Below are 26,040 nucleotides of genomic sequence, written 5' to 3'. Positions count from 1 at the left end.
TGGCATGACCGCAGGCTGGACCGACGACCGCGTAGGCGCGCTGAAGAAGCTCTGGCTGGAAGGCCAGTCCGCGAGCCAGATCGCCAAACAACTGGGCGGCGGGGTCACCCGCAACGCCGTGATCGGCAAGGTGCACCGCCTGGGCCTGTCGGGCCGCGCCGCGCCTTCGCAGCCGGCGCGCACCGTCGCCGCCACCTTCCGCACCAGCCGCCCGCGCCCGGCCGCCACGCCCGCCCCGGCGCCGGCCCAGCCTTCGGCCCCGCGCCGCCTGGAAGCCGTCCAGCCCAAGCCGGTCCAGCCGGCCGCGCCCGTTCCCGCCCCGATGCCGGACCTGCCGGGCACCGCCACGGTCATGACCCTGGGCGCCCACATGTGCAAATGGCCGATCGGCGACCCGTCCTCGCGCGAGTTCAGCTTCTGCGGCCGCCGCGCCTCGGAAGGCGTCTATTGCGTCGAACACGCCCGCGTCGCCTATCAGCCCCAGGTCAAGCGCGGCAAGGACGGCTCGTCCGACCTGGCCCGCAGCCTGCGTAGGTATATTTAAGAGGCGCTACCGCGCTTCGCGCGACTTGAGCGCGGCATATCCAAAGGGCGCTACCGCGCTTCGCGCGACTTGAGCGCGGCGCTTCGCGCAGATCCCCCTCGCCGGCTCGCGCAAACGACCGGCGAGACTTCAGGGGGCGGGGCTGCGGTTCATCCGGGTTGACGCAGCCCCATCCGCCTTCGACCGACAACGTCCTTCCGGGACGTCCGAAGGACGACCCCGGAACCCAGGAGGCGTGCATCCGACACTGGATGCGTTCAGCAGCGCTACCGAGGCCCTGGTTTCCGGGTTCCTCGCTACGCTCGGACCCGGAATGACGCCCCAAAGCGATCTGGGCTAGTTCAACACTCGCCGCGCATCCGGGGTGTCCAGCGAAAACGCCGGAATATCCGCCTCGAAACTGCGGCCTTCCGCATCCGTCATGAAATAGGCGCCGACCATGGAGCCGCTGTCGGTCGGCAGCGGACAGCCCGAGGCGTAGGAATAGCTGGCGCCCGCCGCGATCACCGGCTGTTCGCCGATCACGCCGGGGCCGCGCACCTCCTCGACATGGCCGTGGGCGTCGGTGATGGTCCAGCGGCGCGCCATCAGCTGCACCGTCGATCCCGACAGGTTCACGATCTCGACCTGATAGGCCCAGACCCAGCGCCCCGCCTCGGGGTCCGACTGGCCCGCCAGATAGGAGGGCCGCACCCGGATCAGGATGCCGTTCGTTTCGGCGCTATAGGCAGGACCATCGTGCATGGGCTATATGCTCGCCCCGCCGCGCGCGGGCTGCAAGCGCGACTTGAAGACAAGTCGTGAAATCCGTGTGAGACAGACGCCATGAGCATTTTCCAGGCGCCGCGCCCCGGCATCCTTCCCGCCCAATCCATCGAGACGCTGATCGCCACCGGCGCCATCACGTCCGATACCGCTTTCGATCACGATCAGGTCCAGCCCGCCAGTCTGGACCTGCGCCTGTCGGACCAGGCCTGGCGCGTCCGCGCCTCCTTCCTGCCCGGCCGACGCAAGGTCGAGGAACGGATCGCCGACGTGGCCATGCACGCCATCGAGATCACCGACGCCGGCGTCGTTCTGGAAAAGGGCTGCGTCTATATCGTGCGTCTGCAGGAGCGGCTGAAGCTGCCCCAGGGTCTGATCGCGCGGGCCAATCCCAAAAGCTCGACCGGCCGGGTCGACGTCTTCGTGCGCCTGCTGACCGATCAGGGCGCCAGTTTCGACGACGTGGCCGAAGGCTATGACGGTCCGCTCTATATGGAGGTCGCGCCCCAGACCTTCTCCATCCTGGTCCGCCCCGGCACACGCCTGAACCAGTTGCGCCTAAAGGCGGGCGATCCGCCCAAGCTGGAGACCCGTTCGGTCGGCGTCGATCTGCAGGGCGGCGACATCGTCGGCTTCCGCGGCCGCCGCCATGCGGGCGTGGTCGATCTGGACCACATCGACGGCCATGACCCGCGCGATTTCTGGGAGCCGCTGTCCTTGCGTCGCGGCGAACTGCTGCTGGATCCGGGCGAGTTCTACATCCTGGCCTCGTCCGACGACGTGGAGATCCCGGTCGATCAGGCCGCCGAAATGACCCCGATCGATCCGTCAGTCGGCGAGTTCCGCGTCCACTACGCCGGTTTCTTCGATCCCGGTTTCGGCACCGATGAGGCGCACGGCGCGGGATCGAAGGGCGTGCTGGAGGTCCGCACCCACGACACCCCCTTCCTTCTGGAACACGGCCAGATCGTCGCCCGCCTGGTCTATGAACCCCTGACCGAACGCCCCAGCCGCCTGTATGGCGAAAGCGGCAGCCACTATCAGAACCAGGGCCTGAAGCTGTCGAAGCATTTCAGGGTGTGGTGAGGCCAAAAGTGACGAGTGGTTAGTGACGAGTGGCGAGTTGGCCGCATTCGCCTCGCCATTTCGTCACTCGCCACTAACCACTCAACTTAGTCGATCCGCCTTCCGCAGCCCCGGGAACATCGCCGACCATGCGCCGGTCGCCGCCAGGGCGCCGACGCCGCCGAACACCGCTGCGCCGACGGCGCCCAGCAGGCGCACCATCAGGCCGGAATAGGCCTCGCCCAGTTCATTCGAGGCGCCGATGAACAGCATGGACACCGACGACACCCGTCCACGCATGTGATCGGGCGTGGCCAGCTGGATCAGGGTCTGGCGCACATTGACGCTGATCATGTCCGCTGCCCCGCCGATGAACAGGGCCACGCCCGACAGCCAGACGATCCTGGACAGGCCGAAGGTGATGGTGCAGGCGCCGAACACCGCCACCGCCGCGAACATCCAGACGCCGCCATGTCGCACGATCGGATAGCGGCTCAGATAGATGGCCATCCCCATCGCCCCCACGCCGAAGGCGGCGCGCAGCAGGCCGAAGCCTTGCGGCCCCACATGCAGGATGTCGCGCGCGAAGATCGGCGTCAGCAAGGCGACGCCCGCCAGGAGCACCACCACCAGATCCAGCGAAATGGCGCCCAGAACGATCTTGGTCTTCCACACATAGGCCAGCCCCTCCTTCACGGACTCGACCGGCGACAGGGGATTGGCCTGGGGCGCAGGCCGCCCGCTGGTTCGGATCAGGATGAAGGCGGCGACGGCCATCAGGAACATGCCCAAAGACACCGCATAGGCCAGGGGCACATTGACCCCCACAATCACCCCGCCCAGGGCCGGGCCGGCGATGGCGCCGGTCTGAAAGGCGATGGACTGGGCGGCGATGGCCGGCGGCAGGGCCTTTCGCCCCACCACCATCGGCAGGAAGGCCTGGCTGGCGGGGGCCAGGAACGCCCGCGCCGCCCCGAACACGGCCGCGACCGCCAGCAGCCCCCACAGCGGCGGAGCGCCATGCAGCGCCATGGCCAGGAACGATCCCGCGCAGGCCGCCTCGACCAGGATGGAGATCCACACCGTCGTCTTGCGGTCGCGCCGATCCGCCATGGCGCCCGCAGGCAGCGTAAACGCCAGCAGCGGCAGGAACTGACACAGGCCGACCAGCCCCAGATACAGGCTGGCCTCCTCGATCGGGTGATCCCGCCGGGCGATCTCATAGACCTGCCACAACAGGGCCGAGGACTGGATCTGGATGGCCAGCACCGCCACCACCCGTCCGAACCACAAGAGGCGGAAGTCGCGAATGCCCCACGGGCTGGAGGGGCCGTCTGGCGGAGCAGGCGGAACGGGCGGGGCGGCGGGGGCGGCAGAGACTGATTCTGTGGTCACGGTCTTCGGATTGCGGGGGCGGCGTGGACTTCTCGCGAGCGCGGAACATCCCTAAAGCATAGGCGCATGAGCCGTGCACCTGTTGATCCCGTCGAACTGACCCAGGCCCTGATCCGCCGCCCCTCCGTCACCCCGGCCGACGAGGGGGCGATGGCGGTGCTGGAGCGGCATCTGACGGACCTGGGCTTCACCTGCCGCCGCCTGGCCTTCGAGGGGCCGGGGGGACAGGGCGTCCATGCGCGGATCGAGAATCTGTACGCCCGGCGCGGGACCGCCTCGCCCAATCTGTGTTTCGCGGGTCATACGGACGTGGTCCCGACCGGCCCCGCGGACCAGTGGTCGGCCCAGCCGTTCGAGGCCGAGGTCAGGGACGGCGTCCTGTATGGCCGGGGCGCGGTGGACATGAAGGGCGGGATCGCCGCCTGGGTCGCGGCCGTGTCGCAGGTGCTGGCCGAGGGCGAACCGGACGGCTCCCTCTCCTTTCTCATCACCGGCGACGAGGAAGGCCCGGCCCTGCACGGCACCAAACGGGTGGTCGAGGCCCTGGCCGCCGAGGGCGAAGTCATCGACGCCTGCGTGGTCGGCGAACCGTCCTCGTCGCAACAGCTGGGCGACATGATCAAGGTCGGGCGGCGCGGCTCGCTGAACACCTGGATCACGGTTCACGGCAAACAGGGCCACGTCGCCTATCCCGAACGCGCGGCCAACCCCGCCCCGGTCATCGCCCGGCTGATGACGCGGCTGAACGACCATGTGCTGGACGACGGCTATAAGGGTTTCCCCCCGTCGAACCTTGAAATCACCACCATCGACATCGGCAATCCGGCGACCAACATCATCCCGGCCGAGGCCAAGGGGCGGCTGAACATCCGCTTCAACCCCAGCCACACCGGCGACAGCCTGATCGACTGGCTGAACCGCGAGGCGGGCGCCGTCCAGGCTGAAACAGGTCTGCAGATCACGCTCGAACACCTGTGCTCGGGCGAGGCCTTCCTGACCGAACCCGGCGCCTTCGTCGCGGCGGTGCAGGACGCGGTCGAGGCCGTCGTCGGCCGTCGCCCCGAAGCCTCCACCACCGGCGGCACCTCAGACGCCCGCTTCATCCGCGCTCTGTGCCCGGTGCTTGAGCTGGGACTGGTCGGCCAGACCATGCACCAGATCGACGAGCGCGTGCCGGTCATGGAGTTGGAGATGCTGACGGCCGTCTATCGCCAGGTCATCGAGACGGTCATGGCGCGACTGGCCGGCTGAGGGAACAGCCGGGCCGCTCTCTACGTTCGATTTGAAACTCGTGAAAGGATCATCGTCATGTCGCTGCGCGCCGCCCCTGTCGTCCTTGTCTCCGCCTTGACGGTTTCGATCGCCGCCTGCGGCTCGCCCGAGCGATCGGAGGCGCCGGCCGCGCCCGCGCCTGCGGCCCAGAGCGCCCCGCCCGCCGTTCCGGCCGCGACGGACTGGACCTCGCTGAACGCCCTGGTCGGCCAGGATCCCAACGCCAGCAAGCTGATCGAGGACAGCGTCGTCACGCCCCACCTGAAGGCCCTGCTCGGGGACAAATACGAGACGCTGCGGGCCAATATGCAGACGCAGTCGCCGCTGGAGCGCGAGGGGTCGGTCCTCTACACCTCGGGCAACAAGGCGCACGAGGGCGGGATCAACGCAGCCTATATCCTGATCGACCCGACGCAGAGAGGCATGGAGGTCGGGCTGTGGGAAAACGGCAAGCTGACCACCTATACGACCCAGGGCGCCGCCCTGCCCAAGCCCAAGGATATCCAGACGATGATCGCCAACGGCTGATCGAACGGGGTCGCCCTGTCGGCGTCTGTGAAGCTGGCGTGAAATTTCGATCCGTCCGCGCATGACGTCTTCACGACCGCTTGTGCAAGTCGTCGCGAACGGCGATCTCTTGCGGCATGGTCGACAAGGACTTCAAGAGCGCGAAGACGCAGTGGCGGGACGTCGTTCTGGTCTGCCGCAAATGCTCCAAGAAGCTGGACGGCGGCTTTGGCCCCGACGGCGATCTGACGCTGAAGAAGGCGCTGCGGAAATATCTGCGCCTCAAGAAGGGCAAGTCGGGGCGCCAGGGTGAACTGGTCGTCACCGGGGCCGACTGTTTCGATGTCTGCCCCAAGGGGGCGGTGGTGGCGGTCAATGCCGCCCAGCCGAAGAAGCTGCTGATTGTGCCGGCCGGGGCGGACCTGTTCGAGGTCAAGACCCGGCTGGGGCTGGACGACGGGCGGCGGCTGAAGCGGATCGACGCCGCGGACTGAGCGCTGGCGCCTTCCTTCCAGCGGCCAGCCGTGCCAGAGCGAAATCATGGATGACACTCGCATCGAAAAGCGCGTCGGGGTTCAGGCGACCTCGGACCGGATTTGGGATCTGGTCGCGGACCTGGCCGGCTGGGGCGCCTGGAACCCGGTCGACGCCGAGGTCGAAGGCGTCATCGCCTTCGGCGGCCGCCTGACCATGACCGAGGCCTGGCCCGAGATGGCGCCGCATCAGGCCCTGGCCCAGATCGTCGAATGGCAGCCGCGCGGACGGCTGGTCTGGGCCGAACGACGCGGGTTCCTGTTCCAGAGCCTGCGTTACATCCAGATCGACGAACTGGCGCCGGGCAACTGCATCGTCGCCGCCGGCGTCCGCTTTTCAGGCCTGCGCGGCGAACTGTTCCATGACAAACATCGCCCTGCGATCCGCAAGGCCCACGACGCCATCGCGGAAGGGCTTAAAGCCGCCGCCGAAGCGGCCTAGTTGCCCGCCTTCATCATGTCGATGACGTTCAGGATCGCCGGCCCCAGGATGACGATGAACAGCACCGGCAGGAAGAACAGGATCATCGGCACGGTCAGTTTGGCCGGCAGGGCGGCCGCCTTCTTCTCCGCCGCCGACAGGCGCAGGTCACGGTTTTCCTTGGCCATCACGCGCAGCGCATTGGCCAGCGGCGTGCCATAGGTTTCCGCCTGGGTCATGGCCGTCGCCACCGCCTTGACCCCCGGATGGTTGGTGCGCTTGCCCAGGTTTTCATAGGCCACGCGACGGTCCGGCAGATAGGACAGTTCGGCCGACAGCAGCGACAATTCCTCGGCCAGGTCGATGGACGACGGCCCCATCTCCTGGCTGACCTTGGTGATCGCCGCCTCGATGGACATCCCGGCCTCCACACAGATCAGCATCAGATCCAGGGCGTCCGGGAACGCCTGCATGATGGAGGCGCGGCGCTTGTCGATGCGGTTCTTCAGATACAGGTTGGGCGCATAGAAGCCCGCTACCGCCGCCGCCATCACCAGCGTCAGCTTGTTCATCGTGGGCCAGTCCACGACCTTGATGACGAACATGTAGAAGGCCGCCACGATCATGAAGATGAAGGGCGAGGCGAAACGGAAGAAGTAGAAGGTGGTCAGCGGCTTTGGCCCGCGAAAACCGGCCTGCACCATCTGGCCGGCGACCTTGGGGTCTTCCAGCAGCTTGGTCAGGTTCAGCCGGTCGACCACCCGTTTCTTGAACCCTTCGTCGGTGTGACGCAGCGCGCCCGGGCCAGCGCTCATACTGGCGCGCGACCGGCGTTTCAGATCGTCGCGGCGTTCCGCGACCGCCTTCATCCGCTTGTCCAGCTTCACCCCGCCGGTCATCGACGACATCAGGGTCAGGACGGTTGCAAAGACCAGCACGCCCACGCCGATGCTGAGCAGGTTCTGCGGATCGGTGATGAAACGGATGAAGCCTTCCATGCCGCCTGCCTCAGAACTTGAACGAGATCATGCGCTTCATCACGAAGACGCCTGTGGCCATCAGCGCCGCCGCCACCAGCAGCATGAAGTTGCCCCGGATGTCGTTGAACAGCGGCATCATATAGGCCGGGGTCGTCAGCATCACCATCAGCATGACCGCCGGCGGCAGGGAGGCGATGATGCCGGCCGAGGCCAGGGCCTCGGACGACAGGGCCTTGATCTTCTCGCCCATCATCCGGCGCGCGCGCAACACGGTCGACAGATTGCTCAGCGCCTCGGCCAGATTGCCGCCCGTCTTCTGTTGAATGGCGATGACGATGGTGAAGAACCGCAGTTCGGGCGTCGGCATCCGCTGGTACATCCGGTCCAGCGCCTGCTCCAGGGTCATGCCCACGCCCAGTCCCTCGACCAGCCTCTGGAACTCCGGTCCCAGCGGCAGGGGGCTTTCACGGCCGATGATCTTGAAACACTCGTGGACCGGCAGGCCCGACTTGATGCCGCGCACGATGATGTCGACGGCGTTGGGAAACTCCAGCGAGAACTTCTTCATCCGCCGGCTGGCCAGGAAGCCGACGACCCAGCGCGGCGCGCCCAGGCCGAAGATCAGCCCTACGCCGATCACCACCAGGATCGGCAGGCCCAGCACCAGGGCGACCAGCAGGGCGATCATGCCGACCACGGCCGAGACGATGTAGAAGGCCCGCACGCCCGCGCTCAACCCCGCCTGTTTCAGGCGCGAGTCCAATGTGGTCCGCGCCTTGCGCTCGCGCCGATCCGCCTCCTGCAGCTGAACCAGGATCTGCTTGCGACGCGCTTCGGGCGTGTTGGCGACGGCGGCCTTGCGGGCGACGGCGGGGTTCTTCTTGCCTTCGGCCAGGGTCTGGGCGCGCTTGAGCGCCTGGGACGAGGAATCCTCGCCGCCGACGAAGACCCAGCCCAGGCCGCCGATGGTGATGAAGGCCAGAACGGCGGCGAGGATCGGCAGCATGATCTATTCCGCCGCGTCCAGGGCGTCGGCCAGTTCGCGCTCCAGTCCATAGTAGCGGGCGCGGTCCCAGAAGCGCGGGCGGGCGATGCCGGTGGAACGGTGACGGCCGACGATCTTGCCGTTCTCGTCCTCGCCGGTGATGTCGTAGACGAACAGGTCCTGGGTCACGATCACGTCGCCTTCCAGGCCCACGACCTCGGTGATGTGGGTGATCCGGCGCGAGCCGTCGCGCAGACGGGCGGCCTGGATGATGACATCGACCGACCCCACGATCATCTCGCGGATGGTGCGTGACGGCAGGCCGTATCCGCCCATGGTGATCATGGACTCCATTCGGCTGATGGCTTCGCGTGGGCTGTTGGCGTGCAGGGTGCCCATGGAACCGTCGTGGCCGGTGTTCATCGCCTGCAACAGGTCGAAGGCTTCGGGTCCGCGCACCTCGCCGACGATGATCCGTTCGGGACGCATCCGAAGGCAGTTCTTGACCAGATCACGCATGGTGATGGTGCCCTGGCCTTCCAGGTTCGGCGGGCGGGTTTCCAGACGCACGACGTGCGGCTGCTGTAACTGCAGTTCGGCGGCGTCCTCGCAGGTGATGACGCGCTCGGTCGGATCGATGAAGGCCGTCAGGGTGTTCAGCAGCGTCGTCTTGCCCGAGCCTGTGCCGCCCGAGATGACCAGATTGCATCGCGACGCGCCGATGACGCCCAGGACGCGCGCGCCCTCGGGACTGATGGAGGCGTACTCCACCAGATTCTTCATCGTCAGCTTGTCCTTCTTGAACTTACGAATGGTCAGGGTCGGACCATCGATGGCCAGGGGCGGCGCGATGACGTTGACGCGCGACCCGTCCGGCAGACGGGCGTCGCAGATGGGACTGGATTCATCGACGCGGCGGCCGACCTGCGACACGATCCGCTGACAGATGTTCATCAGCTGGGAGTTGTCGCGGAAACGGACGTTCGTCAGCTGGACCTTGCCCGCGACTTCGATGAAGACCCGCCCCGCGCCATTGACCATGATGTCGGCGATGTCGTCGCGCGCCAGCAGCGGTTCCAGCGGACCATAGCCCAGGACGTCGTTGACGATGTCCTGAACCAGATGCTCCTGCTCGGCGACCGACATGGAGACGTTCTTGATCGCCACCAGTTCGGAGACGATGTCGCGGATTTCCTCCGACGCGGCCTTCTGATCCAGATGCGCCAGTTGGGCCAGGTCGATGGTGTTCATCAGCGCGTTGAAGATGGTCGTCTTCGTGGCGTGATAGTAATCGCTCTGTTCGCGGACGATCTCGGCGACCGCCTGGGCCTTCTTCAGCTGTTCCAGCCCGGCGGTGGGCTTGGGACCCGCGCCGCCAGCGGCCGGACGCGGCGCCTCTGGCTTGGAACGCGGACGCGACGCCAAGGCGTCCAGCCGGTCGATCGAGGCCGTCGCGGGTCCGCTTGACACAGGCGGCGCATCGGCGCGGGCGAAGGCCTCGGCCGCCGGTTCGAACGCCTCGTCGGCGAAGGCGTAGTCAGGCGCCGGCTTGGCGGCGGGCGCGGCCTCCGTCTTGAACACCGACACAGGCTCGGCCGCGGCCGCCGGGGCGGGTCGCGGGGGCGCCGGGGCGACGCCGGGCTGGCCTGTGCGCTTGCCGAACATCCGTCAGCGCTTCTTGAACATGTTTGCGAACAGCGACTTGGACGCGCCATCGACGGGCTTGGCCGCCTTTTCCGCCTTGCCTGGCTTGGCCGTCCGACCCTTGGGACCGGCGACGGCGGGCAGTTCACGGCGCGACACGATCTGGGCCAGGGTCTGGAAAGCCTCGGCGGCCTTGGTCTTGGACCCGGCGTCCAGGATCATCTGACCATTGTTGGCCGCCGCACCGAAAGTCTTGGCGTCGAACGGGATCATCAGGCTGGCGTGGACGCCCAGGGCGGCGCCGAAGTCCTTGGCCGGAATCTCGGGCCGTCCCGGCACGCCGATCTGATTCAGCACCAGACGCGGCGGCGCATCATTGGGCCGCCCCTGGCGGATCAGGTCGATCATGTTCTTGGCGTTGCGCAGGGACGCCAGGTCGGGCGTGGCCACCACCACCACCTCGTCGGCGCTGATCAGGGTGCGGCGCATCCACGGCGACCACAGATGCGGCAGGTCCAAAACCACAAAAGGCGCGGTGGCGCGGATCTGGTTCGTCACCTCCTCGAACGCCTCGGTGGAGATGTCCCAGTCCGTGTCCAGACTGGCGGGCGCGGCGAACAGGCTCAGCTTGTCGGTGCAGCGGACCATCATCCGATCCAGCAGCGTTGCGTCCAGCCGGTCGGGCTGGCCCAGGGCGTCGGCGACGCCGCTCAGCGGATCCTGGTTGAAGTCCAGTCCCGCCGTGCCGAACGGCAGGTCATAGTCGACGATGACGGTGTTGGCGCCGATCCGCTCCGAGATCGCATAGGCGGTGTTGTGCGCCACGGCCGAGGCCCCCGCCCCGCCTCGCGCGCCGACGAAGGCGATGGTGCGGCCGACGAAGGGCTGGGCCGGGTCGTTGAACAGGCCGCCGATGGCCGCGATCAACTGCAGCGGCTGAAGCGGCGCGACCAGATATTCGCTGACCCCGCGCCGCATCAGTTCGCGGAACAGGATGATGTCGTTGGTCGCCCCGACCACGATGACCTTGGTGCCGGCGTCGCAGACCTCGGCCAGTTGATCGACCTCCCACAACAGGGTCTGCGGATCCTTCAGGCATTCCACGATGATCAGCGGCGGCGTCGGCTCGTGCTGATAGGTCTCGACCGCCGCGGCCACGCCGCCGATGCGGATCTGGGTGGTGGCGCGCGACAGGCGGCGATCCTGGGCCGCGCGCTCGGCGGCCGCCAGGGTGTCTTGACGCTCGGCGAAGACGTGGATGGCGATGCGCGGCACCGACACCTCGCCGATGGCGGCGGCGGGCGCCAGACCGGTCGGCGTCAGGGCCGCAGGCGCCAGTTCCGTCGTCGCCGGATAGGGTTCGGCCAGGCTGGCCTCGGCCTGGGCCACGACCTCGCCCACGGGATTGTATCCGCCGGCCGACGCCGCGTCCGCCGCATCCATGAACGGCATGGGGCCGCGCGCCGGACCGGCTGTACGGACCGCCGGCGCGTCGTCGAACTCCATGTCCACGTCGAAACCTTCGTCGAAGGCTTCGAAGGATCGGGGGGCGGGCGCTGTGCTCATGACTTAGTTCACCGCGCGGGAAACGGCGGTCTCCCGCACCAGGGTTTCCGCCTCGGCCGCGGTCTGTTTGCCGGCGCGGTACTGGTCGAAGACCACGGTGCGACGACTGGCGTCGGCGGGGGTCATGGCGCGCGGACGCTGGATGTCGCGCGGATCGGCGATCTGGGCGGCCAGATTGGCCGTGACCGCGCAGCCGAAGTTTGAGGCGGACTGGTTGTCGCCCGAACGGCTCAGATTGCCCCAGTTGCGCCCGCACTGGGGCACCACGGCGTGCAGGGTCTCGAAGCCCACGACCACCGGCGCGCGCGGATCGGGCGCGGCATAGCTGACCAGACGGATGCGTTCGGCCGGCACGCCCCAGGCGGACAGGGCGGCCTGGACGGCGTAGGCCTGGTTGAGGGCGACCGGATCGGCGCCGGCCGGCGCCTCGATCACCAGCGGCCCGCCCTCGACCTGGGCGTAGCGGCCGATCAGGGCCTGAAGGGCCGCATTCTGGGCAGGCGACAGGCCGGCGTCATGAACCGCCAGGGCGATCCGGTCCAGGTTTGGTTCGACCTGCAGCGCATAGCGCGATGTCGGCGTCAGCGGCGGCTCGCCGCCCAGGCTGGCCGGCCCGCCGACGCAGGCGCTCAAGCCCAGGGCGGCGACAACCAGAACGGCGACAATCGGGGTGCGGATCATGGGGGCGCTCACTCGATCACATAGCCGACCGAGCCGGCCGGGGGCGCGTTCGGCAGGCCATAGACCTGGTTCAACTGGCCAAAGAGAATGGTCTGGCTGTCGGAGGCGATGCGCAGGCCGTCCGCCGGCGTCTGCATCCGATCAGGCGAGGTCGGGCCGACGATATAGGGCTCCACGATCACCACCAGTTCGGTCTCGCCCATCAGATAGTCACGCGACCGGAACAACTGGCCCAACACCGGCAGATTGGTGACGCCGGGCAAGGAATCGACGGCCTGGCGGCTGTTTTCCTGCAGCAGGCCGGCGATCATCATCGAGCCGCCGGAGGGGATTTCGATGGTGTTCTCGCTGCGGCGCACGGTCAGGCCCGGCAGGGTGATGGACGAGGCCGTGCCGGCGCCGATGGTCAGGCCGCCCTGGGACGACAGTTCCGACACCTCCACCTTGACCTGCAGGCTGATGCGGCCGCCCGACAGAACGATCGGACGGAAGGCCAGACCAACGCCGTAGGGTTTGTATTGAACGGTGATCTGGCCCTGGGCGTCGCGGCTGGCCGGCACGGGGAACTCGCCCCCGGCCAGGAAGCTGGCGGACTCGCCGTTGACCGAGGTCAGGTTCGGCTCGGCCAGGGTGCGCAGCAGGCCGACCCGCTCGAACGCCTTCACCATGGCCTCGCCCTTGTTCAGGCCATTGGAGCCGGGGCCCGTGCCGGGCTGGGCGGTGTCCCAGTTCGAGGGATCGCCAGGCGCGCCGCCATGCACCGTGTAGGGGCACAATGCGCCGGGCTGCCAGCCCGCCCCGACGCAAGGCGCCTGCATCTGATAGTTCTTGGTCGTGTCGATCGACGAACCGGCGCTGATGCCTCCCAGCAGCGCGCCGTTGACTCCCCAGGTGGCGGCGTTGCTCAACAGCCATTGGGTGTCGCCCAGCCGTCCGACCACCGCCGAGGTGTTGAAGCCCAGTTGTTTGATGACGTTGCGCTGAACCTCGACCACGCGGACCTTCAGGGTCACCTGGTCCGAACCCGGCACGGTGATCAGGTTCAACACCTTCTCGGGCGCGGAAACGAAGGCCGTGGCGATGCGCGTCGCCTGGGCCGATGCGGCCGGATTGTCCGCCACGCCGCTCAGGATGATGCTGTCGTTGACGGCCTCGGCCTTGACCTGACCGCCGGGGATCATCCGGTTCAAGGTGTCCTGAAGCGCGCTGGTGCCCGCGTCCACCCGCACCCGCAGGCTCAGGATGGTGCGGCCGACGCCGTCCAGGAAGACCGCGTCGGTCTCGCCCGGCGCCACGCCGATGACGGTGATGCGGCGCGGGGAATGCAGCATGGCCTCGGCCACCTGCGGGTTGGAGACGATCACGTCGCGCGCGTCGGCCGGCAGATCCACGGCGAACGACGTGCCGCGCGGCAGGTTGATCAGTCGAGGGGCCGCGCCCGTCGACACGGCGGCGCGGGTCTGGGCTGCGCCGGCGGGCGCGACGGCCAGGCCGGCCAGCAGCGCGCAGGCGATGGCGACGGTCTTTTTCAACAAGGGCGGGCGCATCGGATCGGCTTTCATGGCACGGCCACCACTTCGGGCGCGCCGCCGCGATAGATACGCACCGCTTGCGGGCGGGACTGGCCGGCTGTGGGTCTGCGCGTGGCGCCGGACGGCCCGGCCGTGTCGGCATAGGAGCGCAGCGACAGGGACAGTTCGCCTTCCGACTTGGCCTGCGCCACCAGGACGGCGTCCTGCGGACGAACCTCCAGGGTGGCGGTCGCGCCGACCACGGCCTGGGCGTCGTCCCCGACCCGCGTGGCCTGGTCGATGGCCAGAACCTTGATGTTCTGCAGAACCACGCCCGACACGTATTTGGACTTAAGCCCGCCTTCGATCGCGCCGTCGCGGTTGGTTTCGGCGGTCATGACGACATCGACCCGGTCGCCCGGCAGGATGAAGCCGCCGGCGGCGGATTCCACCGTGACCGCGATGGCCATGGCCCGCATCCCCGGCTCAAGATAGGCGGCCATATAGCCGCTGTCGCCCGCCCGCACGATCTTGCGCGCCAGGATCGGCTCCCCCGCCAGAATGGATTCGCGCACGACGGCGCCGATATAGTCGGACTTGGCGCCGGTTCCGGCGATCTCGGTCGCCGCCTTGGCCACCCGCTCTGCCGCACCGGCGGCCTTCTCGGCAGGGCTATCCTGGACGGGCTTTGCGGGTCTTGGGGTCGAGCCGTCGGTGATGAAGACCGGCGCGACCTCGTCGACGGGCCAGTCCTTCCAGGACAGATCGGCCTCGGTGATCCGTTTTCCGGGCTGCAGATCTTTGGCCGCGACCAGAACCTTGGCCATCGGACGGACTTCGACGGGTGCGGCGGCGGCCGGAGCGACGGGTTCGTGAGACGACGATCCCATGGCCCGGACCACCAGGGCCAGTCCAATGGCGGAAACGGCGGCGATGCACAGAACGACGATACGGGCGGGCTTCATCCAGACTGTCTCCGGCGGGCGTTCTGATCACGGATTCAGTCCCCGACGCCTACCGTTAACGATCATGCCGCCTATCGGTTAACGCTTCCTAAGCACGCCGAACGTCGGTCAGCCTGGCCTTAACGCCCAGAGGCGAAAGCCATGACCAGTCCGCTCTCGGGCAAGGCCATCAGGGCGCCGATGGCGATGGCGACGCCATAGGGAATGTCGCCTTTGGGTTGCATCAGATTGACCACCCAGCCCTGGGTCACGAAGGGCGAAACCGCCGAGAAGTGCTGACGCGCGGCCATCAGCAATAGGCAGAAGGCGCCGCCAGCTACGCCCGTCCACAGAAGGAAAGGCGCCACGCCGCTCAATCCCATCCACAGGCAGCCTGCGGCCAACAGCTTGGCGTCGCCGCCACCGATCCAGCCAAAGGCGAACATGCCCATACCCGCCAGCAGGGCGGCCAGACCGATACCCACGTGAATGGCGATGTCGATCGGCGCGGCGCCGACCAACAGGGCGGCTGGAAAGAAGGCGCCGACCAGGGCCAGCGAAATCCAGTTGGGAATCTTCATCGTGGTCAGGTCGTTCAGACCGCCGACGATGACCAGAGCGGGAAACACGCCCAGCATGATGAGCAGAAAGATGTCCATGTCGGTCATATTCTCGGGCAGGACTTAAGGTTGGGTTTCCGCCAATAAGAAAGGGCCGAGGCGCTTGCCCCGGCCCTTCCCATTGTAGTTGTCGTCGACTTACTTGTTGGCCGCCGTCAGCGAGTCTTCGACCTTCTGGAACGTCTTCTGCAGTTGACCGCTCATGGTGCCGAGAACGGTGATCAGGGCGACAGCGATCAGGGCGGCGATCAGGCCGTATTCGATGGCGGTGGCGCCCGATTCGTCTTTGGCGAAGCGCGAGATGAACTTGGTCATTGGGATAGTCCTTTTTCAAATGGTCTAGCGAGCAACTTGGCGGGGGGAGCCGGTAGCCCGCTTGACCCCCAAACGCAGGATGACAATGCCGCGCCCCCGTTAAATCGGAGTCACGAGGTGTGGTTACGCGCGGATTCACCAAAGATAATTCTCATTTTCGGGCTTCAGCCTTTGTTGAGGATCGCCGGGCCATCATGCGCGTGTCCGCGTCCGCACGCGCCGTTATTCAGAGCCGCCGATGTCCCGCATCCCCGCCGTTCTCCTGGCCGCCGCCCTGTTGGCCGGCCCTGTCGTCGCCAAGGCCCAGGACGGCGCGCTGAACGTCGAGATCGATCGGTCCGCCCGTGTCCAGTTGCGCGGGGCCGCCGCCTCCATCATCGTCGCCAATCCTCAGATCGCCGACGTCTCCATGGTGGACGCCAACACCCTGTTCATCGTCGGCAAGGGCTATGGCGTGACCGAGGTGGTCGCCGTCGACGGCGTGGGCCGCACCCTGTTCCAGCGCGAGATCGTGGTGTCGGGCGGCGCGACCGGCTCGGTCCGGGTCTGGCGCGGCGCCCAGGCGACGGAAATGACCTGCGGCGCCTCCTGCTCGCCCAGCGTTCGCAGCCTGCCCGCCCCCGCCACGACCGCGCCCTGATCCGCCGACCATGATCGCGCACACCCTTCTGGCCGCCTGGATGCGGAGCGCACGCCGCCGCCAGGGGCGTGACGGCGTCGCCGCGATCGAGTTCGCCATGGTGGCGATCCCCTTTCTTCTGATGATCTTCGCCATTCTGGAACTGGGCATGGTCTTCGTGATCGATTCCATGCTGGAGACGGCGACGACGCAGGCGGGCCGCCTGATCCGGACAGGGCTGGCCGATCAGCAGAAGTTCACAGCAGCCCGGTTCAAGACCGAGCTTTGCGACCGGATGACGCTGTTCAAGAGCGATTGCGCCAGTCGCGCCACCGTCGATGTGCGCGTCATTCCCCAGTTCTCTGCGCCCGATCCGCTCGACCCCATCACCGACGGCCAGATCGACCCGACCAAGGCGATCTTTGAGGGGGGCAATCCGGGCGATCTGATCCTGGTGCGCGTCTGGTACGTCCACCCGCTGGTCACGCCCCTGCTGAACCAGGCCACGTCACGCGTGGGAAATGGCAAGGTCCTGCTGGTGTCGGCGACGGCATTCCGAAACGAGCCGTGGACCAAGTCGACGACATCGACGACGTCGAAGTCATGATGCGGCTCCGCACCCTGGCGAAGGACGCACGCGGCGCCGCCGCCGTGGAGTTCGCCTTCCTCGCCCCCATCCTGATCCTGCTGTACTTCGGCATGGTCGAATATTGTCAGGGCTATATGGCGCTGAAGCGCACCGGCCATGTGGCTTCCATGGTCGCCGACCTGGTGTCGCAGAACAACACTGTGACCAAGACCGAGCTCGACGACATCTTCGCCATCGGCGATCAGATCATAAGGCCGTTCCCCAATGCGCCGCTGTCTCAGCGGGTCAGCAGCGTCACCCGCGTCAACGCCACCACCTACAGGGTCGACTGGAGCGTGGGGCGGGGCATATCGGCCAAGCTGACCGTGGCGGATGCGAAAATCCCGTCGGACATGCTGGCGGCCGGCGAATCCGTGATCGTGGCCGAGGCGAACTACGACTACGCGTCGCCGTTCGATATGGTCGCGCCCTATTTCACCCGGTTCGAACGGATGGCCTATCTGCGGCCGCGCGCGGTCAATCTGATCGCCTGTTCCAGCTGCTGATCCGCCCTCAGCGTCCGATCAGGGCCTCGCGCATCGCAGAGATCTTGACGTCTGTCTCGGCCTCTTCGGCGGCCGGATCACTGTCGGCGACGATGCCGGCCCCGGCCAGGCTGCGATAGCGCCACAGCCCGTCCGCCCGCTCGAACCCGGCCGTGCGGATCAGCACCGAGGCGGTCAGGTCTCCCCCCTCCCCGATCAGGAACAGCGACCCGCACCACGGGCCGCGCGGCGGTTCATGATCGGCGATCACCTTCATGGCCTGGTGCTTGGGCGCGCCGGTGATCGAGCCGGGCGGAAAGGTCGCCTCCATCAGCTCGGCGGCCCCCACGCCCTTCCGCGCCGTCGCCGTCACGGTCGAGACCAGATGATGCACGGTCGGATGTCGTTCGACCGCGAACAGCCGCTCCACCCGCACCGAGCCGGGCTCTGACGCGCGCGCCAGATCGTTTCGCATCAGGTCCACGATCATCAGGTTCTCGGCCCGGTCCTTGGGGCTGGCCACCAGGTCGCCCGCCAGGGCCGCGTCCCGCGCCGGATCGGCGTCGCGCGGCCGGGTGCCCTTGATCGGCCGCGCCTCGATCCGGCGGCTGGCCCCCTTGAAGCTCAGGAACAGTTCGGGCGAGTTGGAGGCCAGCGCCCGGTCCCCGATCCGCCAATAGGCGCCGAAGGGCGAGGCCCGCGTCTGTTGCAGCCGCACGAAGACATCGAACGGATCGGCCTCGGGCCTCAGTCGGCCCGACCAGGCGCGCGCCACATTGGCCTGAAACAACTCGCCCGCCGCGATCCGGTCCACGACGTCCGCCACCGCCGCGCGATAGGCTGCCGCTGGCGCCTCGGCCTGAAAGACTTCGGCCGGTGGGGCGGGCATGGCGAGGGGACGCGCCGTCGTCAGCCAGCCCAGGGCGCGATCCGCCGCCGCCTCGGCTCGGGCGACCGTCGCCCCTCGCCCGATCGCCTGAACCCGGCGCGCCTGATGGTCGAAGGTCAGCATGGCCGGATAGCGGGCCAGCATCAGATCCGGCCACACCGTCTCGCGCCGTCCCGTCGCCGGTCGCGCCCCGGGGTCGTAGGCGGCCAGCCCCACCGTCCCGGCCGCGAACGCGGGATCGCGCAGCGGGTCGAACAGCGCCGCACCCTTGACCGGCCCGACCTGAACCCGGTCCGGCTGGGTCGCGACGTGCGACCAGCGTTCACCCGACGCCCCGTCCGACACCAGGGCCAACAGCCCGTCCCCGCCGTCCACCGCCAGCCCCGCCGCCACCGTCGCCGGCTCGACCCAGGCGGCGTCGCGCACCGCCCGATGGCGCAGCACGTCGCTCACGCCGACAGCCGCTCCACGATCCGTTCGCGCCGCGCGCTATCGATTCCCAGGGCGTCGCGCAGATAGGCGTCGATCGAACCGTGCCGGGCCTCGACTTCGGCCAGGGCGGCCTCCAGATAGGCGGCTTCGACGCCCAGGAAGGCCACCACCGCGTCGTCGGCGGCGAGGCGGCCGGTCATCTTGTGCAACTGGCGCGCGATCGACGGCGCCCGCCCCTCAAGGTCCACCGCCGTATTGGTCAGCAGATAGTCCTCGACCATGTCGTCGCGCGACACCCCCAGCAGGTGATGGGTCAGGGCGGCCAGGAAACCGGTCCGATCCTTTCCCGCCGCGCAATGGATCAGGACCGGTCGATCCTGATCGGCCAAGGCCTGGAAATAGCGGCCGAACACCTCCCTGTGCGCCGCATCGAACGGCAGGCGACGATAGGTGCCCTGCATGAACCGTCGCCCCGAATCCGGCGTCAGGTCCTGGGTCTTCAAAAAGGTGATGTGGGGCGCCTCGACGCCGTCATCGATCCCGCCCGCGATCACCAGGCCGGACCAGCCATCGGGCCGTCGCGACGGCTGGTCGCGGCGTTCGCCGGGGCGGCGCAGATCGACCACCGCACCGAGATCCAGCGCCGCCACTCGCGCCAGGTCCGCCTCGCTGGCCCGCGCATGGTGGGCCGAGCGGAACAGTCGGCCGGGCCGCACCCGGCGCCCCGCCGTCGTGGCGTAGTCGCCATAGTCGCGAAAGTTATCGATGGCCTCGAAGGCGTGAAGACGGTCGCTCATGCGCCGCCTTCTAGCCTGTTTTTATCGCGTGGGCAGCAGATCCGACATCGCATCCAGATAGGCCACGAAGGCGGTGCGCCCTTCTTCGGTCAGACTGGCCTCCGTCAAGGGCTTTCGGCCCCGAAAGCTCTTGGTCACGGCGACGAAGCCCGCCTCTTCCAGCTTGCGCAGATGAACCGACAGATTGCCGTCCGTGGTCTGCAATCGCGCCTTCAGGGTGGCGAAGTCCGCCGTGTCGGCCCCCGACAGAAAGGCCATGATCCCCAGACGAATGCGGCCGTGAATGACGTCGTCGATGCGGCCGATGTCGAAGTCGTCGGCCATGCTTAGACGATCTCCGCCGGTTCCTGGCGCATGAGGATGAGGCCGGGAACCAGGGCGACGGCGAACAGGACGACGGCGTACACCGGATAGATCAACGGACTGCCGACGAACCAGGCCACGGCCACGGCGCCGACATAGGCGGCCAGCGCCGTCATCGACATCCACCGCGTCCGCGTCATCGCCGCCCCGATCATCCAGGCCGAGCCATAGGCGACTAGCACCGCCGTCGGCATCACCGACATCCACGACCAGTTTCCGGTCTTCAACGCCATGGCGACCAGGGCCAGCCAGGTGACGAAGATGCCGTAGCCGACCGCTTCCCAGGCCGCGCCGACCGCCTTGTTGCCCGCCGAACGCACGCCGGGCTTGGTTTTGATACGGCCGATCAGAATGGTCAGGGCGACGGCGAACACCGCGCCTGCGACGACCCAGATCCAAAGCTGGAACCAGGGATTCAGCCGCAGCACGCCCGATTGAATGGCCCAGTGGATCAGGCTGGTCGATCCAAAAATCACGCCTGCCGTGACCAGGATCGGTCCCGCCAACAAAGGCGCTTGGCGCCCTTCATGCGCCAAGCCGCGCAGATAGGCGATGTCGTCCTGAATGGCCTGGGTGTCGCGGGTCATGAGGGTCTCCTCCCTAAATCGATGAGGAAGGATCGCCCGCAAACTTTGAAATGTAAAGTTCTTTCTACGCACCCTTCGCAGGCATGAAAAAAGGGGACGAAGCCGAAGCCTCGTCCCCTGATTTCTGATCGGTCGCGCCCTATAGTCGGGGCGTGCCGCCGCGTCCGCGAAGTCCGCCGGCCACCAGGGCGATGACGAACAGGATAATGGCGACGACGGCGACGAATTTGGCGATTTCGAACGAGAAGTTCGCAATGCCTCCGAAGCCGAGAACGGCCGCGACCAAGGCCACGACCAGGAAGATAATTGCCCAGCGCATCATGGGGTTAGCTCTCCTGCGTTGATGTTTCCGTCGGCGACCCTTAGGGCCGTTTGTCGGTCCGCTGCATCAACGTCGTGGCGTCTTGGCCGTTCCCTTGCTGGCTCAGATTCCCCTAGCGACGGCGACGGCGCGAATAGCCGCCCTGGTCCATTTTGCGGTCGGCCACCATGCTGGCGACGATGGCCGCAAGCGCGGGATTGCGCAGCAACAGGAAGGCTGCGCCCAGACCGCCGACCGCGCCGACGATGGGGCGTTCGCGAACAATATGGATCACCTTGCCCAGCAGGCCCGACGGTTCGTCCTCATCCTCTTCCTCGTCGTCCGCGCCGCTGCGCAGGAAGACCAGGATCACGATCAGGGCGACCAGGGCGAACAGGCCGAAGGTCACGGCGGCGGCGCCCAGCGGCGTCAGTTTGAGGCTGAGCCCATAGAAGATGGACAGCCCCAGGAAGATGACGGCCAGAAAGGCGCTGGCCGCGACGACGGCCGTCGCAACCAGCTTTTTGACGAGGCCCTTGAACATCAGCGGCGACGACCGGCCAGCAGCATGCCCAGAATGACGCCGACGCCCAGCGCCACGGCGGTCGACTGCAGCGGACGTTCCTGGACCCGTTCGACCACATAGCGTTGCGCCTCGTCCAGGCGTTCGGCGGCGTCGTCGTAATACTCGCGACCGCGCGTGCGGGCTTCGTCGTAATAGCCGCGGGCCTGTTCGCGCACTTCCTCGCCCTTGGCGCGCAGCTTGGCCTCGGCCTCGGCCGCCTTTTCGCGCAGGCGCTGGGTTTCCTCGCGGGCGCCGGTCTTCAGATCCTCCTTGAGGGTTTTCAGATCGGCCTTGATGTCTTCTCGGGCCTTGGTGCTGGCCATGATGCGCGCTCCGTTGAAAGCTTGGCGGTAGAATAGAGAACCCCGTCTGGCAACGCCACACTCCTGACGAGGTTCCACCAGATGGGCGCCCGCCCATGCCCTCGCCACGGGCTTTTCGCCGCACTAGAAGGTTCGCATGACCCAATGGCTGTTTGCGCCCCGCCCTGTCCCGTCGCTGCCGATCGTCGGATCGGACCAGAGGTTTCCCGTTCGCCGCATCCTGTGCGTGGGTCAGAACTACGCCGCCCATGCGCGCGAAATGGGGTCGGACCCGGACAAGCAGACGCCCTTCTTCTTTTCCAAGCCCGGCGACGCCCTGGTGTCGGACGGCGCGGACCCGACCTATCCGTCGGCGACCGCGAACCTGCATTATGAGGCCGAACTGGTCGCGGCCATCGGCCCGCTGGCCGACGGCCGGATCGGCGTCGTCGGCTGGGCGGTCGGTTGCGACCTGACCCGCCGCGATCTGCAGGCCGAGGCCAAGAAGGCCGGCCGGCCGTGGGATGCGGCCAAGGGGTTTGATCAGTCGGCGCCGTGCGGCCCCATCACCCTGGGCGCCCTGCCCGATCCCGCCGGCGCCATCCGCCTGACCGTCAATGGCCAGCCCCGTCAGGACAGCGTGCTGGACGACATGATCCTGAATCCCGATCGCATCGTCGAGGCGGCCGGCGCCCTGTGGTCGCTTCAGCCCGGCGACCTGATCTTCACCGGCACCCCGTCCGGCGTCGGTCCGGTCCAGCCGGGCGACCGGGTGGTGGCGACCATCGACGGTCTGGAGACGCTGAGTTTCGAGGTCCAGCCGTGATCCTGCATGGCTACTGGCGCTCGGGGGCCAGCTACCGCGTCCGGATCGCCCTGAATCTGAAGGGCCTGGGTTACGACAGCGCCGCCCACGACCTGCGCAAGGGCGAGCAGAAGGCGGCCGATTATCTGGCGCTGAACCCGCAGGGCATGGTTCCGGCGCTTCAGGACGGCGACCTGATCGTCACCCAGAGTCCGGCCATTCTGGAGTGGTTGGAGGAGACGCATCCAGAACCGGCCCTGTTGCCTCGGGCGGCGAACGACCGGGCGGCGGTGCGCGCCATGGCCGCCCTGATCGGTTGCGACATCCATCCATTGAACAATCTTCGCGTGTTGAAGGCGATCCGCTCGACCTTCGGCGCCGATCCGTCCGCCGTGGACGCCTGGGCCGCGGGATGGATCGCGCCGGGCTTCGATGCGCTTGAGGCCCTGATCGCCCGCCACGGCGCCGGCTGGAGCTTCGGCGACGCCCCGACGCTGGCGGACTGCTATCTGATTCCTCAGATGTATTCGGCGCGTCGCTTCAACATGGACCTGTCGCCCTGGCCCCATCTTCTGGATGTCGAAGAGGCCGCGCGCGCCCACGTCGCCTTCGCCTCGGCCCACCCGGATCGACAGCCCGACGCCGATGCCTGATCGGCGCCGGCCTGCGCATATCAGCGGTGGATAAGTAGGGTTCGCTTAAGGTCTCGCTCAGCGTCCCTTAAGCATTGCGCGTCAAAGTGCGGGAGTGTCGTATTCCCCCGCCACACCTTCGGCGTCGTCGCCCATCCATCGCCTGGCCCTGGCCGTGGTGACCACGCCCGAGCGCGCGCCCGGCGCCTTCATGACCGCGCCCTCCGGCGCCCGCGAAGACGCCATGCGCTTCCTGCTGCAAACGGGGGCCGACGCCGGCGTCAAACTGATCGCCACCCGCCCCGAGGGCGACGGCGAACGCCTGCTGGGTCAGGCCTGGCCCTTCCCCTCGCCCTTCCAGGTGACCGTGCGGACCGTGCCGCTGAGCGAAGGTCTGGACCGGGTCGAGGCCCGCGCCCGCCGCTCGCTGGAGCGTATGGGCCTGCCGCGCGGCGACGTGCTTCTGATCTCGAACGCCGCCGATCTGGCCGGCGTCGAGGGCCGCGCCCTGTGGGACCGCGCCCGCAGCCTGAAGGATCGCGGCCTGTTCCGCCGCATCGGCTTCTGCGCCTCGATCGAGGATGGTCCCGCCCTTCTGGCCCGCCGCCTGGAGGCCGATGTGGTCCAGACGCCATGCAGCCTTCTGGATCAGCGCGCGGCCCAGGACGGCGTGCTGGAGGCCATCGCCGATACGGGCGCGGCCGTGCATCTGTCGTCCGTCTTCGCCGACGGCCTGCTGTTCGCCGGCGGCGAGGACCTGCCGCCCGAACTGGCCCGCCATGCCCAGGCCCTGTCGCGCACCCGCCGACGTCTGGCCGAACAGCGCTGCGACCCCATGCAGGCCGCCCTGGGTTACGCCCTGTCTCTGAAGGGCGTGGACAAGGTGGTGGCCAGCGTCGCCTCGGCCGCCGAACTGCGCGCCATCCTGGCCGCCGCCCACGCCCCCTGCCCCGATCTGGACTGGTCGGCCCTGGCGCTGGAGGCGCCGGCGGCCTTCACCGCCGACGCCCGCGCCCGGATCAGTAGCGCAGCCTGATCCCGACATAGCCGGACAGACCGGCTTCGCCATAGCCCAGCAGACGCTGATAGTGTTCGTCGAACAGGTTCTCGACGCGCGCCGTCAGGGTGACATTGTCCGTCAGCGCATAGGCGCCGTTCAGGTTGGTGATGACGAAGCCGTCACGCATTCCGCCCGAATCCGGCATCTCGCCCTCCGCGCGCACCGTCACGGCGCCCGACAGACGCTGGCCCGTCCAGCCCAGGGTCGCCGAGCCCGAGTGTTCGGCGACGCGCAGGATCGGCGCCTTGGTCACCGCATTCTCGGCGTCGGTCCAGGCATAGGCCGCCGTCAGGTCGAAGCCGTGCCCCAGAGCCGCCCGCCCCTCCAGCTCCACCCCGTCGGTGCGGGTGCGGATCAGGTTGACGTAGTAGTATTCAGTGGTGGCGGCGTCGTAGTAGCCGTCGATCTGGTTCTCGACCTCCAGATGATAGACCGTCACGCGGCCGTCGAAGCGGCCATCGTTCGAGCGCCAGCCCAGGGCCAATTCGCTGCTTTCCGAGGTTTCAGGAACCAGTTCAGCGACCGTCGTGCGCGGCAGGATGAAGCAGAAGTCGCAGACGGTCTGAGCCACGGACGGCGTCTTGAAGCCCGTGCCATAGGCGCCGCTGAACGTCAGGCCCGCACCCAGATCGTAGGCCGCCGAGATGCGGCCGGTGGTCTTGCCGCCGTAGGTGTCGGTTTCGTCGTGACGCAGACCGGCGGTGACGCTGAGGCGGTCCGTGGCGTTGAAGCGAGCGACACCGAACACCGAGTCCACGCCCAGCTCCGCCTTCACCGAACCATTCAGATCGGCCTGGGTGTCTTCATGCTCGGCGCCGAAGCTGTAGGCCAGACGCGCGTTCTGATCCCGGCTGTCGGCCTGCCAGCGGTAGAGGCGATGCTCGCCGGAATAGACCGACGGGAAGGCGCTCTTGCTGACGCGGTCGATATCCGACGCCGCGACCGTGAACTTGTGATCCAGTCCCAGCACGTCGGCGACGCGCAGGCGCACCAGGCCCGACTGGTTGACCGTCGCGGCGGTGTCCAGCGCATCGACCGGGCCGAAACCATCGACATCGGCGTCGGTGTCGGAGTGACGATAGCTGGCGTCGACGCCGAGGCGGTTGGTCAGTTCATAACGCGCGCGCGCATTGACGGTGGTGTTGTCGAAACCGTCCTTCTCGGTGTTGCCGTTGATCTTGTCGGCGGCCGAGAAACCGTCACTGTGGAACTTCGACACGGACACGCCATAGGCGAATCTGTCGGTCGCCACGCCCAGGCCCAGGCGGCCGCGCGCGGCGCCGTAGGAACCGGCTTCGACATTGGCCGAAACGCCGTTCAGTTCCGTGGTGTTGATGGCGATGACGCCGCCGATGGCCGCCGAACCCCACAGCGACGATTGCGAGCCGCTGAGCACTTCAATGCGCGAGACGTCGCCAAGATCGAAGCCGGAGAAGTCGAAACCACCAGCGGGCTGCGACGGGTCGTTGACCGGCACGCCGTCCACCAGCACCAGGCTCTTGTCCTGGCTGGCGCCGCGGATACGCACCGAGGCGACGCCGCCGAAGCTGGCGCGATAGACCGACAGGCCGGGCACGTCGGACAGGATGTCGGTGGCGAAGACGGCGCCGCGTTGTTCGATCGTCTTGCTGTCGATGACGCGGGCGCCGGGCGTGTCGGCGACGATGGCCGGCAGGCGGGTGGCGGTGACGACGACGTCATCCAGCTGGGCGGCGTCGTCAGCGGCGAAGGCGGGTGCGGCGAAGGCGGCTGTGATCGCCGCCGTCGATAAAAGAATGGAACGCTTCATTGAGCGGGATCCCCGGTTCCGGTCCCGCGAATGCGCGC

The 26,040-nt window shown here is 67.7% G+C and carries 31 protein-coding genes; 12 read left to right on the top strand and 19 right to left on the bottom strand.

Annotation, left to right across the window (positions count from 1 at the left end):
- Positions 1-4: 4 nt before the first annotated feature.
- Positions 5-544, top strand: a complete 540-nt coding sequence (locus tag P0Y50_06375; GenBank protein ID WEK41229.1) for a GcrA family cell cycle regulator — start codon at positions 5-7, stop codon at positions 542-544.
- A gap of 336 nt (positions 545-880) precedes the next feature.
- Here P0Y50_06375 and apaG read toward each other — a convergent pair whose 3' ends face one another.
- Entirely contained in the window at positions 881-1,288 is a 408-nt protein-coding gene (gene apaG / locus P0Y50_06370; GenBank protein ID WEK41228.1) for a Co2+/Mg2+ efflux protein ApaG, read from the bottom strand.
- 81 nt (positions 1,289-1,369) lie between these two features.
- Here apaG and P0Y50_06365 point away from each other — a divergent pair, with 81 nt between their 5' ends.
- A complete protein-coding gene (locus P0Y50_06365) occupies positions 1,370-2,395 on the top strand; it encodes a 2'-deoxycytidine 5'-triphosphate deaminase (protein WEK41227.1) in 1,026 nt (341 codons plus the stop codon).
- An 81-nt stretch (positions 2,396-2,476) separates the two neighbouring features.
- On the opposite strand, the gene P0Y50_06360 is transcribed toward P0Y50_06365, so the two are convergent.
- The gene (locus tag P0Y50_06360) at positions 2,477-3,769 is read right to left on the bottom strand and encodes an MFS transporter (GenBank protein ID WEK41226.1); all 1,293 of its coding nucleotides are present in this window, start codon (positions 3,767-3,769) and stop codon (positions 2,477-2,479) included.
- A 66-nt stretch (positions 3,770-3,835) separates the two neighbouring features.
- Here P0Y50_06360 and dapE point away from each other — a divergent pair, with 66 nt between their 5' ends.
- From dapE to P0Y50_06340, 4 genes are all read left to right on the top strand, one after another.
- On the top strand, positions 3,836-5,020 hold the full coding sequence (gene dapE, locus P0Y50_06355; GenBank protein WEK41225.1) for a succinyl-diaminopimelate desuccinylase: 1,185 nt from the start codon (positions 3,836-3,838) through the stop codon (positions 5,018-5,020).
- A gap of 57 nt (positions 5,021-5,077) precedes the next feature.
- Entirely contained in the window at positions 5,078-5,569 is a 492-nt protein-coding gene (locus P0Y50_06350) for a hypothetical protein (protein ID WEK41224.1), read from the top strand.
- Between the two features lie 116 nt (positions 5,570-5,685).
- Positions 5,686-6,042: a hypothetical protein gene (locus P0Y50_06345; protein WEK41223.1), complete on the top strand. Its 357-nt coding sequence runs from the start codon at positions 5,686-5,688 to the stop codon at positions 6,040-6,042.
- A 46-nt stretch (positions 6,043-6,088) separates the two neighbouring features.
- Entirely contained in the window at positions 6,089-6,523 is a 435-nt protein-coding gene (locus P0Y50_06340) for an SRPBCC domain-containing protein (protein ID WEK41222.1), read from the top strand.
- Here the strand turns inward: P0Y50_06340 and P0Y50_06335 are convergent.
- The 9 genes from P0Y50_06335 to P0Y50_06295 form a co-directional block, all read right to left on the bottom strand.
- Entirely contained in the window at positions 6,520-7,500 is a 981-nt protein-coding gene (locus P0Y50_06335; protein ID WEK41221.1) for a type II secretion system F family protein, read from the bottom strand. The two genes, P0Y50_06340 and P0Y50_06335, sit on opposite strands and share 4 nt — an antisense overlap.
- Positions 7,501-7,510: 10 nt before the next feature.
- Complete coding sequence (locus P0Y50_06330; GenBank protein WEK41220.1) at positions 7,511-8,488, bottom strand: type II secretion system F family protein; 978 nt, start codon at positions 8,486-8,488, stop codon at positions 7,511-7,513.
- Positions 8,489-8,491: 3 nt separating this feature from the next.
- Positions 8,492-10,132, bottom strand: a complete 1,641-nt coding sequence (locus P0Y50_06325) for a CpaF family protein (protein ID WEK41219.1) — start codon at positions 10,130-10,132, stop codon at positions 8,492-8,494.
- Between the two features lie 3 nt (positions 10,133-10,135).
- The gene (locus tag P0Y50_06320; GenBank protein ID WEK41218.1) at positions 10,136-11,677 is read right to left on the bottom strand and encodes an AAA family ATPase; all 1,542 of its coding nucleotides are present in this window, start codon (positions 11,675-11,677) and stop codon (positions 10,136-10,138) included.
- 3 nt (positions 11,678-11,680) lie between these two features.
- The gene (locus P0Y50_06315; protein WEK41217.1) at positions 11,681-12,358 is read right to left on the bottom strand and encodes a CpaD family pilus assembly protein; all 678 of its coding nucleotides are present in this window, start codon (positions 12,356-12,358) and stop codon (positions 11,681-11,683) included.
- Positions 12,359-12,366: 8 nt separating this feature from the next.
- Positions 12,367-13,905 carry a type II and III secretion system protein family protein gene (locus P0Y50_06310; protein WEK41216.1) on the bottom strand — a complete coding sequence of 513 codons (1,539 nt, stop codon included), beginning with the start codon at positions 13,903-13,905 and terminating at the stop codon, positions 12,367-12,369.
- A gap of 11 nt (positions 13,906-13,916) precedes the next feature.
- Positions 13,917-14,834, bottom strand: coding sequence for a Flp pilus assembly protein CpaB (cpaB, locus tag P0Y50_06305; protein ID WEK41215.1), 918 nt, complete (start codon positions 14,832-14,834; stop codon positions 13,917-13,919).
- A 119-nt stretch (positions 14,835-14,953) separates the two neighbouring features.
- On the bottom strand, positions 14,954-15,472 hold the full coding sequence (locus tag P0Y50_06300; GenBank protein ID WEK41214.1) for a prepilin peptidase: 519 nt from the start codon (positions 15,470-15,472) through the stop codon (positions 14,954-14,956).
- A 99-nt stretch (positions 15,473-15,571) separates the two neighbouring features.
- Complete coding sequence (locus tag P0Y50_06295) at positions 15,572-15,748, bottom strand: Flp family type IVb pilin (GenBank protein WEK41213.1); 177 nt, start codon at positions 15,746-15,748, stop codon at positions 15,572-15,574.
- 238 nt (positions 15,749-15,986) lie between these two features.
- Here P0Y50_06295 and P0Y50_06290 point away from each other — a divergent pair, with 238 nt between their 5' ends.
- The 3 genes from P0Y50_06290 to P0Y50_06280 are packed head-to-tail and all read left to right on the top strand — an operon-like array spanning position 15,987 to position 17,501.
- Positions 15,987-16,388: a pilus assembly protein N-terminal domain-containing protein gene (locus tag P0Y50_06290; GenBank protein WEK41212.1), complete on the top strand. Its 402-nt coding sequence runs from the start codon at positions 15,987-15,989 to the stop codon at positions 16,386-16,388.
- A gap of 10 nt (positions 16,389-16,398) precedes the next feature.
- A complete protein-coding gene (locus tag P0Y50_06285; protein WEK41211.1) occupies positions 16,399-16,974 on the top strand; it encodes a pilus assembly protein in 576 nt (191 codons plus the stop codon).
- A complete protein-coding gene (locus tag P0Y50_06280; GenBank protein WEK41210.1) occupies positions 16,935-17,501 on the top strand; it encodes a pilus assembly protein in 567 nt (188 codons plus the stop codon). The genes P0Y50_06285 and P0Y50_06280 overlap by 40 nt, the downstream gene beginning before the upstream one ends.
- A 7-nt stretch (positions 17,502-17,508) precedes the next feature.
- On the opposite strand, the gene P0Y50_06275 is transcribed toward P0Y50_06280, so the two are convergent.
- The 7 genes from P0Y50_06275 to P0Y50_06245 form a co-directional block, all read right to left on the bottom strand.
- Positions 17,509-18,822 (bottom strand): anthranilate synthase component I family protein, encoded by a 1,314-nt coding sequence (locus P0Y50_06275; GenBank protein WEK41209.1) that lies wholly within the window; start codon positions 18,820-18,822, stop codon positions 17,509-17,511.
- A complete protein-coding gene (locus tag P0Y50_06270; GenBank protein WEK41208.1) occupies positions 18,819-19,598 on the bottom strand; it encodes a tyrosine-protein phosphatase in 780 nt (259 codons plus the stop codon). Before P0Y50_06270 ends, P0Y50_06275 begins: the two co-directional genes overlap by 4 nt.
- A 21-nt stretch (positions 19,599-19,619) precedes the next feature.
- Positions 19,620-19,922, bottom strand: a complete 303-nt coding sequence (locus P0Y50_06265; GenBank protein ID WEK41207.1) for a transcriptional regulator — start codon at positions 19,920-19,922, stop codon at positions 19,620-19,622.
- Between the two features lie 2 nt (positions 19,923-19,924).
- Entirely contained in the window at positions 19,925-20,548 is a 624-nt protein-coding gene (locus P0Y50_06260) for a hypothetical protein (GenBank protein ID WEK41206.1), read from the bottom strand.
- A 139-nt stretch (positions 20,549-20,687) separates the two neighbouring features.
- The gene (locus P0Y50_06255; protein WEK41205.1) at positions 20,688-20,870 is read right to left on the bottom strand and encodes a DUF1328 domain-containing protein; all 183 of its coding nucleotides are present in this window, start codon (positions 20,868-20,870) and stop codon (positions 20,688-20,690) included.
- A 112-nt stretch (positions 20,871-20,982) separates the two neighbouring features.
- Positions 20,983-21,393, bottom strand: coding sequence for a hypothetical protein (locus P0Y50_06250; protein WEK41204.1), 411 nt, complete (start codon positions 21,391-21,393; stop codon positions 20,983-20,985).
- Positions 21,393-21,737, bottom strand: a complete 345-nt coding sequence (locus P0Y50_06245) for a DUF883 domain-containing protein (protein ID WEK41203.1) — start codon at positions 21,735-21,737, stop codon at positions 21,393-21,395. The genes P0Y50_06250 and P0Y50_06245 overlap by 1 nt, the downstream gene beginning before the upstream one ends.
- Before the next feature lie 136 nt (positions 21,738-21,873).
- On the opposite strand from P0Y50_06245, the gene P0Y50_06240 reads away from it, so the two are divergent.
- The 3 genes from P0Y50_06240 to P0Y50_06230 all read left to right on the top strand — a co-directional run bounded on the left by P0Y50_06240 (position 21,874) and on the right by P0Y50_06230 (position 24,189).
- Complete coding sequence (locus P0Y50_06240; protein WEK41202.1) at positions 21,874-22,542, top strand: fumarylacetoacetate hydrolase family protein; 669 nt, start codon at positions 21,874-21,876, stop codon at positions 22,540-22,542.
- The gene (gene maiA / locus P0Y50_06235) at positions 22,539-23,174 is read left to right on the top strand and encodes a maleylacetoacetate isomerase (protein ID WEK41201.1); all 636 of its coding nucleotides are present in this window, start codon (positions 22,539-22,541) and stop codon (positions 23,172-23,174) included. Before P0Y50_06240 ends, maiA begins: the two co-directional genes overlap by 4 nt.
- A 94-nt stretch (positions 23,175-23,268) precedes the next feature.
- Complete coding sequence (locus P0Y50_06230; GenBank protein ID WEK41200.1) at positions 23,269-24,189, top strand: aldo/keto reductase; 921 nt, start codon at positions 23,269-23,271, stop codon at positions 24,187-24,189.
- Here P0Y50_06230 and P0Y50_06225 read toward each other — a convergent pair.
- Complete coding sequence (locus tag P0Y50_06225) at positions 24,173-26,002, bottom strand: TonB-dependent receptor (protein ID WEK41199.1); 1,830 nt, start codon at positions 26,000-26,002, stop codon at positions 24,173-24,175. The genes P0Y50_06230 and P0Y50_06225 overlap by 17 nt on opposite strands.
- Positions 26,003-26,040: the final 38 nt, after the last annotated feature.

Source organism: Candidatus Brevundimonas colombiensis (assembly GCA_029202665.1).
GTDB lineage: Bacteria > Pseudomonadota > Alphaproteobacteria > Caulobacterales > Caulobacteraceae > Brevundimonas > Brevundimonas colombiensis.
The sequence above is the reverse complement of the archived record's forward strand: the minus strand, read 5'-3'. Positions and strand labels throughout refer to the sequence as shown.